Source organism: Gordonia sp. w5E2 (genome assembly GCF_036540975.1).
GTDB classification, from domain to species: domain Bacteria; phylum Actinomycetota; class Actinomycetes; order Mycobacteriales; family Mycobacteriaceae; genus Gordonia; species Gordonia jacobaea.
Map to the genome: position 1 here is coordinate 674,028 of NZ_CP144213.1, position 17,917 is coordinate 691,944.

Below are 17,917 nucleotides of genomic sequence, written 5' to 3' on the forward strand. Positions count from 1 at the left end.
ACCATTCTTGCGAGCACGCGAGCGATGTGTGGCCGAAACGGGCGTCTGTGTCGAGGGAGTACGTCGGACTTCGTGGCAAGGCGAGTGATCCGAGAGTCAACCAGGCGCGAGAGGAGTCGCGATGACACCGCTGTGGGACCAGCACGCGTGTCTGCCGCTGCAACCCGACGCCGACGTCGGCTACCTGACCAGGTTCTCGCGGCCGGGCCCGACGTATGTCTCGGTGAACGTCGGCTACGCGCCGCAGACCCATGCCGACTCGACAAACCTGTTGGCGCACTTTCGTTCTGCCATCTCGCGCCGCAGTGACCTGACGGTTGTCGCATCGCTCGACGAGATCGACGCCGCAGGTGAACGCGGGCAGATCGCCGTCGGCTTCGATCTCGACAACGTCCACCGCTTCGTCGAACTCGGCGTGCGCACCATGCTGCCCACCTACAACCACGCCAACGCCGCGGGTTGCGGTTGTCTGGACGCCACGGACACCGGACTCACCGCGTGGGGGCGGCGACTGGTGGCCGAAATGAACTCTGCCGGAATGGTTCCCGACGGTTCGCACTGCAGTGTCCGTACCGGCCTCGACCTGTGCGAGGTGTCGACCAAGCCGGTGATCTACAGCCACTCGTGCATGCGCGCGGTCTGGGACCATCCGCGCAACATCACCGACGATCAGGCACGCGAATGTGCCCGCACCGGTGGTGTCGTCGGTATCACCGGCGTCGGAATCTTCCTCGGCCCCAATACGCCGACCCTCGAAGCGATGACCCGACACCTCGAGTACGCCGTCGACCTCGTCGGCATCGACCACGTCGGTGTCAGCACCGACCATTCATTCGACGCCGCCGACTTCCTCGCGGAGATCCGCGACCACCCCGACTCCTTCGACGACTCGTACACCCGTTGGGGCCCGATCCAGTGGATGGCTCCCGAGGTGTTCATCACCCTGGGGGCGCATCTCTCGCGGCGGGGCTGGGGCGACTCCGACATCGCAGCAGTGCTCGGCGGCAACTTTCGACGGGTGGCGGCGGCAAGCTGGTGAGCCGCCGAGCGCCCGAGACCGTCGACTGGGCGCTCCAAACCGTCGACTGGGCGCTCCAAACCGTCGACCGTGCGCCGCCGCAGCCTCCCGACCGATCGCTCGGTCTTGACCTTCCCTTGCGGATGTGTAAATCTCCTTGCAGGAGCACTCAGATACACATCCGCACGTGGACGATGCCGATTGTGGCAGGCGCACAACTGATTTCGTAGTGGACAGCGCACAGATGGCAGTGCGCAGTCGGCGCCGGCCAAACGATGCCACGGAATCGACACACAGGAGAGGGGCCACAGTGGCCACAGGAATGTCGTCAACATCCGATCAGACTTTCGAGGGGCGCACCGCCGTCATCTCAGGCGGTAGCCGCGGTATCGGTCTTGCGATCGCGACCGCACTCGGAGCACGAGGGGCCAACATCGTGCTGCTGGCCAAGACCGACGCGCCGCACCCGAAGCTCCCCGGCACCATCCACACCGCCGTCGAGGAGATCGAGGCGGCAGGTGGCAAGGCGACGGGCGTCGTCGGCGATTTGCGCAATGAAGACGACGTCGCGCGTGCCGTGCAGACGGCGGTCGACACCTACGGCGGCGTCGATATCTGCATCAACAACGCCAGCGTCCTGAACCTCACGGCAACCGAAGAACTGCCGATCTCACGCTTCGACCTCATGCAGCAGGTCAACGTCCGTGGGACATTCCTGCTCACCCAGAAATGCCTTCCCTACCTGAGGAAGTCGCCGAGCGCGCACGTGCTCACGCTGTCGCCCCCGCTCAACATGAGCACCGAGTGGCTCGGCAAGCACCCGGGCTACATGCTGGCCAAGTACGGAATGACGCTTGCGGCAATGGGTTTCGCCGCCGAGTATGCCGACTCCGCCGTCGCGAGCAACTGCCTGTGGCCGGAGTCGACGATCGCGACCGCCGCGGTCCGCAACCTGCTCGGTGGTGACGAGGCCGTCGCGCACTCCCGATCGCCACAGATCATGGCCGACGCCGCTGTCGCCGTGCTCTCCAAGGACCCCTCGCAGACGGGGCGGTGCTACCTCGACGTCGAGGTGCTGGCCGAGGACGGCGTCACCGACTTCTCGATCTACGGCGGACAGGAGCCGATCGAGTACGACATCTTCGTCGACCCGCGGTAGCCACCCCCGCGCGCCAATCAGTATGTCGCCCACTCGCCCTGCGCGTAGCGCAGAATGCGCGGGTCCATCAGCGTCGACGGCGGCATGTCGAGTGGTTGCCGGTCGAGCGGAAAGACAGCGGCCGCCGACAGCTCGGATTCGCTGAGGAAGCGCATCGGCCCCGGTGCGCGCAGGTGAAGCTCCGGTGGTGCGCCCTGGTCGGCGAGAAAGAATCCCCAGTCGCCGAACGACGGGACGTCGACGTGGTACGGCGTTATGGCCAGCCCGGCAGAACGCAGCGTCGACCCGATGCACCAGTACGATTTCGGAGCGAAATACGGCGAGCCTGACTGCACGACGACCCGACCTCCCGGTGCGGAATGAGCCTTCGCGAGTGAGTAGAACTCCGTCGAATACAGCTTGGCCGTTGCTGATTCGTCCGCGTCGGGCATGTCGACGATGATCACGTCGTACTGCTCGTGCTGCTGCCGCAACCACGTGAAGGCGTCTGCGGTGACGACGCGTGCACGTGGATCGTTCATGGAGTTCCGGTTCAACCCGAGCAGTCGAGGATCGGTGCGTGCGAGCTGGATCATCGCGGGATCGAGTTCGACGAGGGTCGGCCGAACACCGGGGTAGCGCAACACTTCTCGTAGGGCGAGTCCGTCGCCACCACCGAGCACGAGCACCGACGCCGGAGTCGACCCGCCGTCGCTGCTGCGGGCCACCGCGTCGGCCATCGCTGGATGGACGAGTGCTTCGTGATAACGGTATTCATCGCTCGATGCGAATTGCAGGTCGCCGTTCAGATACAGCCGCGTATCGCGGCCCCCCGAGCCGATACGTCGCTCTGTGATCACGATGTCCTGATATTGCGTGCGTTCGGCGGCGACGATCGGGTCCCGATACAGAGCTTGACGCGCGGTGACCTCGAAACGGTCGGCGTAGAGCAGCGCGGCCACCAACACGGCGATCACCGCGATGGCGGCCGCGCTCAGCACTGCGAACCCGGTGCGCGTCAGCGACTTTCGGAACATCACGAAGACCAGGAAACAGCCGGCGATGGCGTTGACGAGGCCGACGACGATTGCGCCGCGCAACTGTCCGAACACGGGTAGCAGGACGAACGGAAAGCACAGACCGCCGATGAGTGCTCCGATGTAGTCGGCGGCGAACAGGTCGGCGACCGCAGAACCCGCCTCCTGCTTGCGAATACGTTGTAGCAGCACCATCAGCAACGGAATCTCCGCGCCGATGAGCAGACCCAACACGAAAGCGACCACCACGAGGGCCTGGGTATACAACGACAGATATGCGAACGCCGCGTACAGCGCCAGCACCGACAACCCGCCGAGCAGTGCGAGCGCGAGCTCGATGGCTGCGAAAGCCGTGACCGCGTGGCGCTGTAGCGGTTTGGCTGCCAGCGAGCCGATGCCCATCGCGAACACCATGACCGCCAAGACGATCGACGCCTGTGTTGCTGTGTTGCCGATCAGATACGAGCCGAGTGACACCAGCGCCAACTCGTACACGAGCCCGCATGCCGCGCAGACGAATACGACGGCGAGCAATCCGACACGGGCGAACCGTGATCGGGGAGCGGTGTGTTCGGCCAGCAGTGTCACAGTATGGCAGCGGCGATGATCACTGCGATGCCGACGTGCGAGATGCCGTGGACCCACACCGCGGGATGGCTTTCTGCCCCGATGACGATCTCACCGAGCTTGCCCGGGGTGAACAGGTCGATGACGAAGAACGTCGCGCACATCACCGCCAGACCGATCAGCGTGTAGATGACGGTGTATGTCAACCCGACTGCGAGGCGTCCCTCGCTCGCTGCAATCGCAGCGGTGACGATGATCGCGACGGCAATCAGATTGGAGCCGACGAGGATTCCCGCATTGCGGTTGCGGTCGATCCACAGCTGATGACGCAGGTTGCCGGGCGTCAACGCGTCGATGACCGCGAAAGAGATCAGCATCAGCAAGACCCCGACACCCGCGTAGGCGGCGGCGTAGTAGGTGTTGGTGAGAATCGCGTCGGCCGAGATCATGTGTGTACTCCCGTGTCTGATGCTTGCTCTGGTCGGACTTCCGTGTGCTGGCACAAACTGCGCCCCGATGTCTTACTTTCCGGTTCCAATGCCACCACCGCGGTTGGAGCTTCCCGACCCGGAGAAGTCGGGCGTCGGGACCCAATAGCCGCCGACGTAGCTGTGATAGTGGTTGTAGCCCGACCGGTAGTCGCGGCTGACCATCACCTTGGTTTTGTCTGCGGCATAAGGGAAAAGGCCGATCAGGTAGCCCGGGTACTGCAGAAACTGCGTACCTGCGACGTTGCCCGCCCCGGCAGTGTCGCCCGCGCGCTGGTCGGTGGGATTCTGGGCCGACGCGAGTTGGGCTGACACAGTCGACGGGTCACCGTCGGCGATGTATGCGTCGACGTCGGACTCGTCGAGCGAACTGTCGCGCTGATAGTGCGACGTCACGTACGCCCGGGCGTCCCCGCCGCCCGATCCGCGAAATGCGCTGACCGCGCACGAGCCGAGCGCGATCAACGCGACGATCACGATGAGCGCGATGATCGTGTTACGGATGCGCCGCAGCCTCCGGGTCGGATCAGCCTGCCCCTGTCCCTTCCCCTGCGGCCCGCCTGACCAGCCGGGTCCTTGCGGGCCACCCGGGGCGCCAGGCCATTGCCCTCCCGGGTCGTCGCCTCCCGGCGGATAGGTCATGACCGGACCGCCAGGGCGTCACGGTCGATCCGGCTCGACGTGACCACCACCTCGCCCGCCTGCGGATAGGTGTGCCAGGTGCGCCAGACGAGCGCGGCGTCGTCGATGTCGGCGGTCACCGCCGTCACCGCGAGCTCGTTGCCGGGGAATCGCCCGAGGAGTGCGGGCAACCCGGCGCGCGCATGTCCTTCGACCTCGGATTCGATCTGTTGGAGCAGGTCGGCCATCGCCGCGGAACTGCACTCGATGACTCGCGACGAGAACACGTAGCCGTCGGCCTGAAAGCTGTCCGGCAGTGCGGTGGTGATGTCTGGCAGGCAGGCGACCGTCTCGCACAGTTCGTGCGCGTCGTCAGTGATGACGATCTGGTGGCTGGCACCGAGGAGTCGGATGGAGATCGTCAACGCCCCGATCGTGTGATCTGCCGCTGCGAGCGGCTCACGCTGCGCGGCGGTCAGCGAGAATCCGAGCTGACCCGCCCGGGTGTCGGAGAACGCGACGTCGAGGTCGGTGAACGGACTCACCGCTGCTCCGGGCCCGGATTCGACGGGTAGATCCGGTACTCCGAACGATCGAGCACCTGGCCGCGCGCGCATTCCCACCCGCTGCCGTAATCCTCGAAGGACAGCCTGTCGCCACCCGCTTCATAGTCGTGATAGCGCATCCGGCCGACCTGCGCCAGACCTGTCGTACCGAACGACGTGAACTGTGCTGAACCCGCTTCGTCGTTCGTATACCGCCGACCTTCGAGATCGACGTAAGCCGGTCCGGGGGTCACGGTCACGCCGCTGAGCTCCTGCCAGAGGACCACTTCGAGATCCGGATCGTCCTCCACCGAGATCCAGGCCTTCCGGCCCAGACCGGTGTCGAGGAAGTTCTCGGCCCACGAGAAGCCGTCCTGTGAGAGCTTGAGCGCGCCCCGGACCGCGAACGTCTCTCCGCGGATCTCGACGAGGTCGCCGGGTTTGAGCTGGCGAGGATCGCCGCGCACGGCGTCGTCGTCTGCGGTCGAGAAGGGATCACGCGGCTGGTACGTGCGCGAATACAGCGCGTCCCGCTCGGCTTGCTCGCGCTTTCGTTTGCTCAAGACGTTGAACACGAGCACGACGACGATGATCGCCAGCAGAGCGATGACGATGATCAGCAGGAATTCCATTGGTCAGAGGATAGTGCGTCGGGCCGGACATTCGGGGCACCCAGTGTCGGTACCGCGAATGACATCCAGCCCGACGCACCGTCGCTACCGAACCCGTGTCCTACTGAACCCGGTTCTGCTGAACACCGGTCCTACTTGACGTTGGTGTCGATGAACTGGGTCGAGTACAGCTCGTTCGCGGGGATCTGCGCGGGCAGATCAGATCCGGAGTTGTTGAGCACCGGGATCAACTGATTGATCGACTCCTGCGCCTTCGCCATGTCGATGCCGCCCCACACGCCCGCGGCGTCCGGGCCGATGACGCCCTTCTCCTTGAGGATCTTGGCCGAGTACGACGCCTCGCCCTCGCTGTAGGTGCTGAACGAGACGTCCTGCGAAACCCAATCGGTGATGGTCTTGTTGATCGCGTCGGGGGAGTTCACGTAACTCTTGCCGGTCTGCTGGATCATCGGGATCAGCTTCTGCAGGCAGGGAGTCAGCTTCTCCATCTTGTCGGGCCGCACACTCACATTCGACGCGTAGACGTCGTAACCGGCGTCGCGGACCATCGCGTAGGCGACGGGCTTGTCCCACGACGGGGTCTCGTGCTCGTAGGTGTACGGCTCGGAGTTCACGAAGCCCTGCTGCGCGATCGACGGGTCGCCGACGAATCGCGCTGGCGCGCCGTCGTATCCGGTGTCGAGCTGGCTCTGCTTCAGTAGCCCCTTGGCAACCAGCCATTGCGGGAACACCTGCTCCTTCGACACGACGACGGTGGCGTCGGACTTGCCGATATCGGCGATGGTGCGCCAGTCGGGGTGCTTTTCCGGGTCCCACATCAGGATCGACGGGTTGTACTGCAGTAGTGGCGTCAGTGCTACGACCCGCTGCTTCGAGGCAGCTGAGACGAGCTGGTCGCCGTGGACGAGTCCGAGGTCGATGCTGTCGTCGGCGTGCATCACCGAGGGCACCGACTGGAATCCGATCGCGGGACCGCCCGCCCGCAGGGTGATGTCGACGCCGGTGTCCTTGCCGTCGTAGGCGAGCGGGCCGGTGGCCGACTTCTGATTCGCGTCGACGGTGTATCCGGGGCCCATCAGCCCGATCACGCCGGCCATATCCGACTGCGGCTGCCACTGGAGTTGCACCACAACGTTTTTCGGGCAGACGGACGCGAGGTTGTATTCGGCCGGTGCGGACGGCAGCGACTGCGCCGAGCTAGACGACGTCGACGACGAGTCGGTGCACCCGGCGAGTGCGGCGACACACGCGGAGGCGGTTGCCGCTACGACGGCTGCGCGTACTGACAGTCTGCGACGTCGCGAGGCGACGTGGGACGGCGAAGCTTTGGACACGGTGGAACTCCTCTTGCGGAAGGGTGAACGAGACCGACGACGCCGGCCCCTGGAGTGGATTACATGTAAATGTAGGGGTTGCCCGCGGATCGCGCGAGTCCGGTGCATGTAGCGCGGATGGACGGTTCTGACACCGTAAAACCACTTCTGACATGCGCTTTGATGGTGCCTCACCTGCGTGTACAGGGTTCGAGCCCGCGGTTCTGTCACATACTGTTTACGTCACGACACGCGAGCGCAATGCATGTAACCAACAATCAGAAAGCGAAGTAAGTCCGACTCTTACATGTAGGCGCTCTCATGTGCCGTGGCTCTGATGGATGTACCCATGAACCTGATCGACACCGTCAACGACACTGACGCGAGGCATCTCACGAAGGGTGTGATGATCTCGGCGTCGGGAGTATCCAAGCAGTTCGACTCCGGCACAATCGCTCTCGCCGACGTCGACCTCGACATCGCCCGTGGCGACTTCGTCGCGATCGTCGGCCCCTCCGGCTGTGGCAAATCGACGCTCCTGCGCATGGCTGCGGGATTGGAGGCGCCGACAACCGGTAGCGTCGCGCTGGCCACCGATTCGGTCGGCGTGATCTTCCAGGAACCCACATTGCTGCCGTGGCGTTCTGTGCAGGCCAACGTCGAACTATGTGCCGAGATCGCGGGTGAGTCACGCTCGGAGCGGCGGGAACGTGCCGCCGCGGCCATCGACGCCGTGGGCCTGGCCGGCTTCGAGAAGCAGCTTCCGCGCACGCTGTCGGGCGGCATGAAGATGCGAGTCTCGTTGGCGCGCATGCTCACCAAAGAACCTGAGGTGATGTTGCTCGACGAGCCGTTCGGTGCGCTCGACGAGATGACTCGCCTCGACATGCAGGCAGAACTGTTGCGGCTGTACGGCGATCGCGGATTCACCGCGCTGTTCATCACCCATTCGATGCCCGAGGCGGTGTTCCTCGCCAACCGGGTGATCGTGATGTCGGCCCGACCGGGCCGAATCGCCGCGGACATCCGCATCGACCTTCCTTATCCCCGTCAACCCGACGTGCGCTTCGACCCGGCTTTCACGTCGTACGTCGCCGCGATCTCCGAAACACTCCGAGGTGCCTGATGACCATCACATCGACTGCAATGACACAAGATTCGACGGCGGGCCCCGCTGTCACCACAGCGTCGCCTGCCCCCTCGGCCTCGGGAACCGCGCCAGGCGGTAAGACGACATCGTCGACGAGAGCGCGGCTGCGCACAGCGGTGCGCATGGTCGCACCGCCCGCGGTGTCTCTCGCTGCGGCGATCGGGCTCTGGTACCTGGTCAGCATGGTGATCCTCTCTCCGCAGCGGCGCTTCCTCCTTCCGCCGCCGCACGAGGTGTTGACCAACTCGTTGCTCGACAAGGCTCACGTCAACCCAATGCTGGAGGCGCTCTGGGTCACCGCGAAGGTGAGCCTCGTCGGGTTCCTCTTCGCCGCTGTCATCGGCATCGCGATCGGTGTGCTGATGAGCCGCGGCTCCCTGATGGAGCGCGCCATCTACCCGTGGGCCGTTGTGCTGCAGGTCATTCCGGTACTCGCGATCGTCCCGCTGATCGGTCTGTGGTTCGGGTACGGCATGGTGGCGCGCACCATCGTGTGTGTCATCATCGCGATCTTCCCGATCATCGCCAACACCCACTTCGGGCTCACCTCCGTCGACCGCGGCATGCACGAGCTGTTCACGCTGTCGAAGGCCTCGCGCACCCAGCGATTGGTGAAACTCGAGTTCCCCGCGGCACTTCCGGCGATGATGACCGGATTCCGCACGGCGTCGGGGCTCGTGGTGGTCGGCGCGATCATCGGCGACATGTTCTTCGCGAAGGGCGAACCGGGCATCGGGACTCTGCTCGACGTCTACCGCGCGCGACTGCAATCCGACGATCTCATCGCGGCCATCGTGCTCGCGTCGTTGTTCGGCATCGCCGTCTTCGCGGTGTTCAGCATGCTCAACGCCGCCGTCGCACGCCGCCGCTAGCCGCCGACTCTCACAAGGAACTCCTCACATGTTCACCGTTCCCATCATCGACATCTCGCCCTACGCCGACCCGCAGAGCACGCCAGAACAACGAGCACAGGTGGCGCGTCAACTCGACGAAGCCTCTGCCACAGTCGGATTCATGCAAATCGTTGGACACGGAATCTCCCAGAGCGTCGTCGACGGTCTGACCGAAGCCCTCGACGCGTTCTATGCACTCCCGCTCGACGTGAAGAAGAACTACACGCGGCCGGGTGCCAACCGTGGCTACAGTCCGCCCAAGAGCGAGTCGCTGAGCATGAGTCTTGGTGTGGCAGCGGCGAATCAGATGAACGACTTCTATGAGGCGTTCACCGTCGGCTCGGAGCAATCCTGGTATGCGGCAACGGATCTTCCCGAGTCCAGCTATCCCGACAACACCTGGCCCGACGACGCGGTGACGAGCTTCCGGCCGGCCGTCGAAGAATGGTTTTCCCAGGCGCGAGGCGTGTCACGAATCCTGTTGCGTGCCTTCACCGAAGCGCTGGGCCTTCCGGACGGCTACTTCGACGCGCTCACCGATCACTCGATCGACGCGCTGAAGATGAACAACTACACGCTGCCCGAAGGCGAGATCGAACTCGCGGGCGAGTTGACCGGAATGGGCGCACACACCGACTTCGGCATCCTCACCGTCCTGTGGGCCGACCGTGTGCCGGGATTGCAGGTCCTCGATCGCGACGGCATCTGGCACGACGTACAGCCCGAGCCCGGTGCTCTCATCGTGAACCTCGGCGACGCCATGGCCCGCTGGACAAATGATCGCTGGTTGTCGACCATCCATCGGGTCGACCCGCCCGTCGTCGACGGAAGGATCATCCGACGACGTTCCGCGGCCTTCTTCTTCGACGGCAACTTCGACGCCGTCATCGAAACACTGCCCGGATGTGCGCGCACAGATCAGCCCGGGTACCCGCCGATCACCGTCGCCGACAACATCAACGCCAAATTGGCCGGAATGAAACAGGGGGTCGCGCCACAGGCCGCTGATCGGGAGGCGCAGCGGCTGACGTCGGCGCACACGGCGCGATAGGGCGTTACGCTCGATGACCGTGACGGTTGGAGGCGGTGAGGGCGCATTGCTGACGCAGTCGGTGGTGCGCCGACTCCGCGACGAGATCTTCGCCGGGCAGATGGCCCCCGGCACCCCGCTGAGCGTGCCGGGACTTGCCGCGCGTCTCGAAGTGTCGCGCAGCCCGGTCCGCGAGGCGGTGCAGCAACTCGTCGTCGAAGGACTCGCCGAGTACACACCGCGTGTCGGCGCCAAGGTCGCCGCGCTCGACGAGGCTAGTCTGCGCCACGTCTTCGAGGTTCGCGAGGTGCTCGACGGTCTCGCCGCCCGGCAAGCCGTCGAACGCGTGACCTACGCCGAGATCGACGACCTGTGGGAGCAGGTGCGCACCCAGGAGGCACTGCTCGCCGAGGCCGCTGATCACCACCGAGACTCCCAACTCGACCTCGACTTCCACACCGCGGTGCGGTCCCTGTCGGGCAACAAACCGCTGTGCGACGCGTTGTTCAAACTCGACACACAGTCGCACCTGTACCGCTCCGACATGTGGCAGCACGACGTCAACCGACGTCTCGCGGTGGCAGAGCATCATCGAATCGTCAGTGCGCTGGAAGCAGGCGACGCCGCGGGGGCGCAGATCGCGGCACAGGCACACGCCGCCGGAGTCTTGGTTCGGTTGCTCAGATCGTGACTGCGCACAGCGTGACGGGGACAGGCGCGGCGGGGACAGGCGCGACGGGGGCGCGCGAACTCACTGACCTGCCGCCGCAGCTGTGGGGCGAGTACCCGGACACGCTCGCCGACGTGATGCCCTGGATCGGGCGGTGCCTCGGCGTCGACTCCGTCGGTGGCGATCGGCCGACGGCGAGCGAGCGCAGTCGCCTCCCCGAACTCGACGCGGCGTCGGTGGTGCTGCTGCTCGTCGACGGCCTCGGCGAACGGCAGCTCGCCGCCCACGCACACCTCGCACCGACACTCACCGGACTGCAGGGCGCCGTGCTGCGGGCGGGCTTCCCGTCGACAACGGCGACGTCGATCACCAGCCTGATGCGCGGCGAACCGGCGGGTGAGCACGGGATCATCGGCTACAGCTTCGTGCCGGACGACGCGGCCCGCAGTCACGGTCCGGCCCGCACGCTGAACATGCTGCGCTGGACACTCGACAGCGCCGACGGCCCGTCGGCCTACGACGTCTATCCGCCGACCGCACTTACCCCGGGAGACGGCGACGGCGCGGTGGGCGCGCTCGAGCGGTCGGGGGTGCGCGTCTTTCAGGTGATGCCCGGCGAGTTCAAGGACACGGGCTTCACCTCCGTCGCCTCCGGTACCGCAGGCAGACATCTCCCCGCCAAGGCTCCGGCCGAGGTTCGAGCAGGCATCACCACCGCGCTGACCAGGACGCTGCCCCGCTCACACCGGCCGCGAGTCGTCTACGCATATCTCGCCGACCTCGACACCGCCGGTCACATCTACGGTCCGGGCTCCGACCCCTGGTGCGACGCACTGCGAACTGTCGATTCCCTTGTCGCCGGCATCCTCACCGACCTTCCGTCCGACGCCACCCTCGTCGTGACCGGCGACCACGGGATGCTGCGCGCGGGAAAGGCCATCGACCTCGACGCCGAGCCCGCGTTGTCGGCGGGCGTCGCACGGGTCGCGGGCGAGGCGCGGGTGCGCCACGTCTACGCGATCGACGGGGCCGTCGACGACGTCGCGGATGCCTGGCGCAATCTCCTCGGCGACGACGCGCACGTCGCGCCGCGCGAACAGGTTCTCGCCGAACACTGGTACGGACCCTGCACCGCCGATCGAACCGCTGCGCGCATCGGCGATCTCGTCGTCGTGGCAAAGGACCGTACGGTGCTCACCCGACCGGCCGCTGAGCCGGGGGAGTCGCGCATGCTCGGGCACCACGGTGGCTGGACTGCCGATGAACTGCTGGTGCCGCTGCTGATCGGCAACGATCCCGCGTAGACCGCTCCTCACCGTTGACCTTGCACTCACCGGGGTCGAGTGCTAAAACGGACGTTGGCACTCACGGATCGTGAGTGCTAGGTCGGGACGGTGAGATCGGTACCGAATGACACACCGGTCGTCCGTCGCGGGCACCGAGTCCGGCCATACAAACCTAGTGTCACCCCCTATCGGAGGATCACTTACCCATGGCCAAGCAAATCGCGTTCGATGAAGAGGCCCGTCGCGGCCTCGAGCGGGGTCTCAACACCCTCGCCGACGCAGTCAAGGTGACGTTGGGACCCAAGGGTCGCAACGTCGTTCTGGAGAAGAAGTGGGGCGCCCCCACGATCACCAACGATGGCGTGTCCATCGCCAAGGAGATCGAGCTCGAGGACCCCTACGAGAAGATCGGTGCCGAGCTCGTCAAGGAGGTCGCCAAGAAGACTGACGACGTCGCTGGCGACGGCACCACCACCGCAACCGTTCTGGCTCAGGCACTCGTGCGTGAGGGTCTGCGCAACGTTGCCGCAGGCGCCAACCCGATGGGCCTCAAGCGCGGCATCGAGCAGGCTGTCGACGCCGTCACCGAGTCGCTGCTGAAGAGCGCCAAGGAGGTCGAGACCAAGGAGCAGATCGCTGCGACCGCTGGTATCTCGGCAGGCGACCCCTCGATCGGCGAGCTCATCGCCGAGGCGATGGACAAGGTCGGCAAGGAAGGCGTCATCACCGTCGAGGAGTCCAACACCTTCGGACTCCAGCTCGAGCTCACCGAGGGTATGCGCTTCGACAAGGGCTACATCTCGGGCTACTTCGTGACCGACCCCGAGCGCCAGGAAGCCGTCCTCGACGACCCGTACATCTTGCTCGTCTCGGGCAAGGTCTCGACCGTCAAGGATCTGCTCCCGCTGCTGGAGAAGGTCATCCAGTCGGGCAAGCCGCTGCTGATCATCGCCGAGGACGTCGAGGGCGAAGCCCTCTCGACTCTGGTGGTCAACAAGATCCGCGGCACCTTCAAGTCTGTTGCCGTCAAGGCTCCCGGCTTCGGTGACCGCCGCAAGGCCATGCTCGCCGACATCGCCATCCTCACCGGTGGCGAGGTCATCAGCGAAGAGGTCGGCCTCTCGCTGGAGGGTGCCGGTCTCGAGCAGCTCGGCCAGGCTCGCAAGGTCGTCGTCACCAAGGACGAGACCACCATCGTCGACGGCGCGGGCGACGCAGACGCCATCGCCGGACGCGTGTCGCAGATCCGCACCGAGATCGAGAACAGCGACTCCGACTACGACCGTGAGAAGCTGCAGGAGCGCCTGGCCAAGCTGGCCGGTGGCGTTGCAGTCATCAAGGCGGGCGCGGCCACCGAGGTCGAGCTCAAGGAGCGCAAGCACCGCATCGAGGACGCCGTCCGCAACGCGAAGGCTGCCGTCGAAGAGGGCATCGTCGCCGGTGGCGGCGTGGCTCTGCTGCAGTCCGAGCCTGCCATCGACTCGCTGACCCTCGAGGGCGACGAGGCGACCGGTACCAACATCGTGCGCGTCGCGCTGTCGGCTCCGGCCAAGCAGATCGCCGTCAACGCAGGGCTCGAGCCCGGCGTCGTCGCCGACAAGATCCTCAACTCGCCGCTGGGCACCGGCCTCAACGCCGCCACCGGCACCTACGAGGATCTGCTCGCCGCAGGCATCAACGACCCGGTCAAGGTCACCCGCTCGGCCCTGCAGAACGCAGCGTCGATCGCGGCTCTGTTCCTCACCACCGAGGCCGTCGTCGCCGACAAGCCCGAGAAGAACCCGGCCCCGGCCATGCCAGGCGCCGACGAGATGGGCGGAATGGGATTCTGATCTCGTCTCCGACGAGGATGGGATTCTGATCCCGTCTACGACGGGGATGGGATTCTGATCCCGTCTACGACGGGGATGGGATTCTGATCCCACCCACCGCTGCATAGCGAACACACCGAAGGCCGGTCACCCGAAAGGGTGGCCGGCCTTCGGCGTTCCCGTCGACTGGGCGTTGTATCGCGTCGAGTGGGCGCCGCATGACTTAATTCGAGACGCCGCGGAATGATTCTGAGACTTATCGCGCGCCGGGCTGATTCACGCGGCTACCGTGAAGTAAGCGACCCACGTTTATTCGTGGCATGCTCGGATCGATATTTCGCGCGTCGCGGCGAAGTGTCTCGTCGGTGTTGTCAACAACGAACGGAAGTGGATTCCTGTGTGTACACGGGTGATGTGGCCAGAGGCCAACGGTTCTGTGATCGTCGGCCGCAACATGGATTTCCACCAGGATCTCCACACCAATCTCTGGAAGCTCCCGCGCGGCGTCGACCGTAATGATCGCGTCGAGGGAAAGCTGAAGTGGACCTCCAAGTACGGCAGTGTGATCGCCGGCGTCTACGACATCCTCTCGACCGACGGGGTCAACGAGAAAGGTCTGGCGGGTCACATCCTGTGGCTGGCCGAATCCGAGTACGGTGACCCCGACCCCGACCGCCCTCAGCTCGCGATGTCGGTGTGGCTGCAGTACTTCCTCGACAACTTCGCGTCGGTGGCAGAAGCCGTCCGGTGGGTAGAAGAAAACAACCCGCAGGTGATCCCCATGACGGACCCGACCGGCGGCAGCAAACCTGCGATCCACCTCGCGATCGATGACGCGACGGGCGATTCGGCCATCTTCGAGTACATCGACGGCAAGCTGGACGTCTATCACAGCGAGGACTACTGGGTGATGACGAATTCGCCCAGCTACGACCAACAACTCGAACTCGTGAAGAAGTATGAGGGTCTCGGCGGCGACCAACCCCTACCGGGTACATGCGCCGCCCCCGACCGTTTCGCTCGCGCCACCTACTACGTGCACAACCAACCAGAGCCGAAGTCACGCGTGCAGGCCACCGCCGCCATGGCGAGCATTATCCGAAATGCCGCGCAGCCGTACCGGATTCCCGAACCCGGCAAGCCAGATGCGTCGACGACGCTGTGGCAGGTCGTCATCGACCTGACCAACCCGCGCTACATCTTCGAGTCCGTGACATGCCCGAACGTCGTGTGGGTCGATTTGAAGGACCTCGACTTCACCGAGGGTTCCGGCGACGCCAAGTTGGATCTGGTCAAAGGTCTCACGGTCGAGAATGGGCTTTCGGGCAATGTGGCCCACAAGTTCGAAAAGCACAAGTTCCATATCGTTTCCATCGAGCAGGCAAAACTGATCGGCGAAGTAGCCGCCAAGGCAAAAGAAAGCTTGGACTCAACGAAGCCGATCGAGGATCGCATCAAGACGGTCCAGGAAAAGGTGGACGCAAAGCTCGCGGAATTCGTCGACGCGACGTGAGGCGGTGTGACCTGACACGGTCACACGTCCCCTACACATTCGGCGGTACCGTCGGCGCCGCGGAATGTGGCACCGACGCCTCGGCGTTGCACAGTGCATGAGTACTTTACCCATCGACGTCTGGTCGGATATCGCTTGCCCGTGGTGCTACATCGGCAAGCGGAACCTCGACGCCGCGCTCGCGCTCCTCGACGACTCCGACGACGTCGACCCCAACGTTGTTTCTGTCGACTTCCACAGCTACCTACTCGCTCCCGACACACCGCCGGAGACGGACGCTCCCGAGATCGATTTCCTGGTGCAGAGCAAGGGAATGCCTGCCGAGCAGGTCAGGCAGATGTTTGCCCACGTCACCCAGGTCGCCGCTGATGCCGGCCTGCACTACGACTTCGACATCGCGCGCCACGCCAACACCCGCAAGGCCCACGAACTGCTGCACTACGCCAAAAGTGTTGGCCGGCAGGCTGATATGGCCGAGCGTCTGTTCGCCGCACACTTCACCGAAGGAAAGCACATCGGCGGCATCGACGAACTCGCCGACCTTGCGGCCGAGATCGGTCTCGACCGAGACGACGTCGAAAAGGCTTTGCGCGCAGGGACGTACGCGGACGCCGTCGACGCCGACCTCGAGCAGGCGAGTGCATACGGAATCAGCGGTGTGCCGTTCTTTGTGATCGACGGTCGCTACGGCGTCTCGGGTGCTCAACCGCCCGAGGTGCTCGCGCAGGCCATCGGCCAGGTCCTCGCCGAACGCGCTGAAACCTAGAACTCGTTACATTGATTCACCAATGTAATCCGATCGAATCACTTTGGTGAAGTTTCGTATCTTCGGGTGACACGAGTCGGCGCACGGACTCAATACGGTGGGTGCACAACAACTCTCACCGAAGGGGTTCTATGTCTCTCAACAGGTTTCGACGTTTCGCATTGGTGATCGGGGTCGCCTCGGCGCTGGGTGCGCTGGGCGTACCAGGGGCGGCCGTCGCTGATACCTCGACCGGAAGCAGCGTCGACACGGGGTCGGCCGAGGACCTGCTGAAGGCGGTGCCGCCGGAGGTCATCGAACAACTCGGGCTCGGGAGCACGGGTGGCGGTTCGCCCAAGGTCCAGCAGTGCAATCAGTCGACGAAGTCGGGTGGGCAGGGCGTGACCGAGACCAAGCACATCATCGGCCGTACCGGTCCGACGTCGTTCACCCTCAACTACGACACCCGAATTCAGCCGGACAAGATCGACGTGTTCTACCAGGGCCGGCTGATTCGCAGCACCGGATATGTCGGCGACCGCATCAACAAGGGCGAGGGCAGCATCGTGGTCAACGTGCCGCCGGGTGTCGCCAACTACGTGACGGTCAAGGTCACCGGGCCGGAGAGCGGCACCGTCTGGGATTACACAGTCAATTGCCCGCGCTGAACCAACTCAGCGCTGCGGTCGAAGTGAGTTCTCGGCGGTCAACTGGCCGTCGGGTTGATCGACGAACTGTCCGTCGCAGTTTCCGGCTGCTGCACGCGAAACAGCTTGGAATACTGCGGGATTGACGGCCTCGGCCGTGTGCTCGGTGTAGCCGGTCGGTGCGACGAATGCGGGCAACGGCGTGACACGGCACTGGCCGCCGTCGAGGTCGCCGGTCACCCATTCGTACGCGCTGCGAATGCGGTAGTACCTGGTGGGTCCAGGGGTGTCGTCTCCTGCATTGAGTTCACGCAGGAACGCACTGCCCGGGCACAACTGTCCGTCGGCGCCGGGTTGGTTGCATCCGCCCGGCGAGCCGTATTCCGGTGTGCCGACGGCGATTACGTTGGCCACCTTCGACGCGCCGCCGAGCTTCTTCACGTAGTAGCGCGTCGTCACGCCGCCGACGCTGTGTCCGACGAGCGACACAGGCGTCGACGGTCTGGCCTTCTTCTCTGCGTCGACTGCCCTGCCGATGGCGCGCGAGTCGGAGAGGAGTTGCGTGCCCATGAGGTCGAGGACGCGCACCCGGTAGCCATCACGGCGCAGCGCGTCGGCCATCAGCGTGTACGGAGCGGCTCCGAACGACTGGCCGGGCACGATGAGGAGTGTTCCGCGCGGCGCAGCGGCATCTGCGGTCGTCGTCGGCGCTGCCAACGCAACCCCGGCGGCAGCGGCGGTGAGGGCGACGATCGCGGTGAGGCGGCGAAGAATTCTCATGCGGGCATTCTAGCCATGCTTAGCCTTGCCTTA

The 17,917-nt window shown here is 64.9% G+C and carries 18 protein-coding genes; 11 read left to right on the plus strand and 7 right to left on the minus strand.

Annotation, left to right across the window (positions count from 1 at the left end):
• Nucleotides 1–121 precede the first annotated feature (121 nt).
• A complete protein-coding gene (locus RND64_RS02970; RefSeq protein ID WP_049697595.1) occupies nt 122–1,039 on the plus strand; it encodes a dipeptidase in 918 nt (305 codons plus the stop codon).
• A gap of 301 nt (nt 1,040–1,340) precedes the next feature.
• Complete coding sequence (locus RND64_RS02975) at nt 1,341–2,177, plus strand: SDR family oxidoreductase (protein WP_049697596.1); 837 nt, start codon at nt 1,341–1,343, stop codon at nt 2,175–2,177.
• A gap of 17 nt (nt 2,178–2,194) precedes the next feature.
• Here RND64_RS02975 and RND64_RS02980 read toward each other — a convergent pair whose 3' ends face one another.
• The 6 genes from RND64_RS02980 to RND64_RS03005 form a co-directional block, all read right to left on the minus strand.
• The gene (locus RND64_RS02980; RefSeq protein WP_049697597.1) at nt 2,195–3,781 is read right to left on the minus strand and encodes a polyamine aminopropyltransferase; all 1,587 of its coding nucleotides are present in this window, start codon (nt 3,779–3,781) and stop codon (nt 2,195–2,197) included.
• Nucleotides 3,778–4,209, minus strand: coding sequence for a DUF350 domain-containing protein (locus tag RND64_RS02985; RefSeq protein WP_152929994.1), 432 nt, complete (start codon nt 4,207–4,209; stop codon nt 3,778–3,780). The genes RND64_RS02980 and RND64_RS02985 overlap by 4 nt, the downstream gene beginning before the upstream one ends.
• A 72-nt stretch (nt 4,210–4,281) precedes the next feature.
• Nucleotides 4,282–4,890, minus strand: a complete 609-nt coding sequence (locus tag RND64_RS02990) for a DUF4247 domain-containing protein (protein ID WP_083444297.1) — start codon at nt 4,888–4,890, stop codon at nt 4,282–4,284.
• Nucleotides 4,887–5,414, minus strand: coding sequence for a DUF2617 family protein (locus RND64_RS02995; RefSeq protein WP_049697598.1), 528 nt, complete (start codon nt 5,412–5,414; stop codon nt 4,887–4,889). Before RND64_RS02995 ends, RND64_RS02990 begins: the two co-directional genes overlap by 4 nt.
• Nucleotides 5,411–6,046 carry a DUF4178 domain-containing protein gene (locus RND64_RS03000; protein ID WP_049697599.1) on the minus strand — a complete coding sequence of 212 codons (636 nt, stop codon included), beginning with the start codon at nt 6,044–6,046 and terminating at the stop codon, nt 5,411–5,413. Before RND64_RS03000 ends, RND64_RS02995 begins: the two co-directional genes overlap by 4 nt.
• A gap of 131 nt (nt 6,047–6,177) precedes the next feature.
• Nucleotides 6,178–7,380 (minus strand): hypothetical protein, encoded by a 1,203-nt coding sequence (locus RND64_RS03005; protein ID WP_049697600.1) that lies wholly within the window; start codon nt 7,378–7,380, stop codon nt 6,178–6,180.
• Nucleotides 7,381–7,708: 328 nt separating this feature from the next.
• Here RND64_RS03005 and RND64_RS03010 point away from each other — a divergent pair, with 328 nt between their 5' ends.
• The 9 genes from RND64_RS03010 (at nt 7,709) to RND64_RS03050 (ending at nt 17,125) form a co-directional block, all read left to right on the plus strand.
• Complete coding sequence (locus RND64_RS03010; protein WP_049697601.1) at nt 7,709–8,485, plus strand: ABC transporter ATP-binding protein; 777 nt, start codon at nt 7,709–7,711, stop codon at nt 8,483–8,485.
• Nucleotides 8,485–9,381, plus strand: a complete 897-nt coding sequence (locus RND64_RS03015; RefSeq protein ID WP_049697602.1) for an ABC transporter permease — start codon at nt 8,485–8,487, stop codon at nt 9,379–9,381. Before RND64_RS03010 ends, RND64_RS03015 begins: the two co-directional genes overlap by 1 nt.
• Nucleotides 9,382–9,409: 28 nt before the next feature.
• A complete protein-coding gene (locus RND64_RS03020; protein WP_049697603.1) occupies nt 9,410–10,453 on the plus strand; it encodes an isopenicillin N synthase family dioxygenase in 1,044 nt (347 codons plus the stop codon).
• 13 nt (nt 10,454–10,466) lie between these two features.
• Nucleotides 10,467–11,123, plus strand: a complete 657-nt coding sequence (locus RND64_RS03025) for a GntR family transcriptional regulator (protein WP_049697604.1) — start codon at nt 10,467–10,469, stop codon at nt 11,121–11,123.
• Between the two features lie 116 nt (nt 11,124–11,239).
• Nucleotides 11,240–12,406: an alkaline phosphatase family protein gene (locus RND64_RS03030; protein ID WP_083444314.1), complete on the plus strand. Its 1,167-nt coding sequence runs from the start codon at nt 11,240–11,242 to the stop codon at nt 12,404–12,406.
• 188 nt (nt 12,407–12,594) lie between these two features.
• Nucleotides 12,595–14,220, plus strand: coding sequence for a chaperonin GroEL (groL, locus tag RND64_RS03035; protein WP_007238086.1), 1,626 nt, complete (start codon nt 12,595–12,597; stop codon nt 14,218–14,220).
• A 376-nt stretch (nt 14,221–14,596) separates the two neighbouring features.
• Nucleotides 14,597–15,712, plus strand: a complete 1,116-nt coding sequence (locus RND64_RS03040; RefSeq protein ID WP_049697606.1) for a linear amide C-N hydrolase — start codon at nt 14,597–14,599, stop codon at nt 15,710–15,712.
• 97 nt (nt 15,713–15,809) lie between these two features.
• The gene (locus tag RND64_RS03045) at nt 15,810–16,478 is read left to right on the plus strand and encodes a DsbA family oxidoreductase (protein ID WP_152929995.1); all 669 of its coding nucleotides are present in this window, start codon (nt 15,810–15,812) and stop codon (nt 16,476–16,478) included.
• Nucleotides 16,479–16,609: 131 nt separating this feature from the next.
• Nucleotides 16,610–17,125, plus strand: a complete 516-nt coding sequence (locus tag RND64_RS03050; protein WP_049697608.1) for a hypothetical protein — start codon at nt 16,610–16,612, stop codon at nt 17,123–17,125.
• A gap of 6 nt (nt 17,126–17,131) precedes the next feature.
• Here the strand turns inward: RND64_RS03050 and RND64_RS03055 are convergent, their stop codons facing one another.
• Nucleotides 17,132–17,884 (minus strand): esterase/lipase family protein, encoded by a 753-nt coding sequence (locus tag RND64_RS03055; protein WP_049697609.1) that lies wholly within the window; start codon nt 17,882–17,884, stop codon nt 17,132–17,134.
• Nucleotides 17,885–17,917: the final 33 nt, after the last annotated feature.

Coding starts and splice junctions, on each gene's coding strand:
- RND64_RS03050 (WP_049697608.1), top strand. CDS start 16,610: ATGTCTCTCAACAGGTTTCGACGTTTCGCATTGGTGATCGGGGTCGCC.
- RND64_RS03045 (WP_152929995.1), top strand. CDS start 15,810: ATGAGTACTTTACCCATCGACGTCTGGTCGGATATCGCTTGCCCGTGG.
- RND64_RS03025 (WP_049697604.1), top strand. CDS start 10,467: ATGACCGTGACGGTTGGAGGCGGTGAGGGCGCATTGCTGACGCAGTCG.
- RND64_RS03030 (WP_083444314.1), top strand. CDS start 11,240: ATGCCCTGGATCGGGCGGTGCCTCGGCGTCGACTCCGTCGGTGGCGAT.
- RND64_RS03020 (WP_049697603.1), top strand. CDS start 9,410: ATGTTCACCGTTCCCATCATCGACATCTCGCCCTACGCCGACCCGCAG.
- RND64_RS02970 (WP_049697595.1), top strand. CDS start 122: ATGACACCGCTGTGGGACCAGCACGCGTGTCTGCCGCTGCAACCCGAC.
- RND64_RS02985 (WP_152929994.1), bottom strand. CDS start 4,209: ATGATCTCGGCCGACGCGATTCTCACCAACACCTACTACGCCGCCGCC.
- RND64_RS03015 (WP_049697602.1), top strand. CDS start 8,485: ATGACCATCACATCGACTGCAATGACACAAGATTCGACGGCGGGCCCC.
- RND64_RS02990 (WP_083444297.1), bottom strand. CDS start 4,890: ATGACCTATCCGCCGGGAGGCGACGACCCGGGAGGGCAATGGCCTGGC.
- groL (WP_007238086.1), top strand. CDS start 12,595: ATGGCCAAGCAAATCGCGTTCGATGAAGAGGCCCGTCGCGGCCTCGAG.
- RND64_RS03055 (WP_049697609.1), bottom strand. CDS start 17,884: ATGAGAATTCTTCGCCGCCTCACCGCGATCGTCGCCCTCACCGCCGCT.
- RND64_RS02975 (WP_049697596.1), top strand. CDS start 1,341: ATGTCGTCAACATCCGATCAGACTTTCGAGGGGCGCACCGCCGTCATC.
- RND64_RS03010 (WP_049697601.1), top strand. CDS start 7,709: ATGAACCTGATCGACACCGTCAACGACACTGACGCGAGGCATCTCACG.
- RND64_RS03000 (WP_049697599.1), bottom strand. CDS start 6,046: ATGGAATTCCTGCTGATCATCGTCATCGCTCTGCTGGCGATCATCGTC.